Annotated in this window: 1 protein-coding gene; it reads right to left on the bottom strand. The window is 57.1% G+C overall.

Going from position 1 to position 380, the window contains the following annotated elements:
- Positions 1–380: hypothetical protein (locus AC30CM_RS27390; protein WP_490120036.1), on the bottom strand; the 380-nt coding region annotated here is incomplete at both ends.

Genomic DNA, 380 nt, shown 5'->3' on the forward strand with positions numbered 1-380 from the left:
TTGGCGGCCGTCGCAAAGTACTTGCTCGACGGCGGAATGTAGTAGGCCGTGAGCGACGAACCGTCCATCTTCGTAGATTCTTGGAACACTTCTTCCGCATACTTGTCGAACACGAGGCGTTCGATGTTCTGGATGCGTTCCTGATCCGTCTTCGGAATGAACGACGGGAAGTTGCCACGCGACACGCCGCGCAGCGACACCGGAATCGGTTTCTCCCACTTCTCGATACCCAGCTTCTCGGTCAGGTCGATTTCGCTGACCGTATCGTCGCTCAGGTCGGAGAGCGTGATCGGACCAAGCACACCATCTTCCAGTTCGTTGACTTCCGGATAAAGCGTGAGCGGCAGCAGCAGACCCTGCGACAGCTGACCCTTGAGCTT

The organism is Mycobacterium sp. DHQP2018-32-09, from assembly GCF_058148405.1.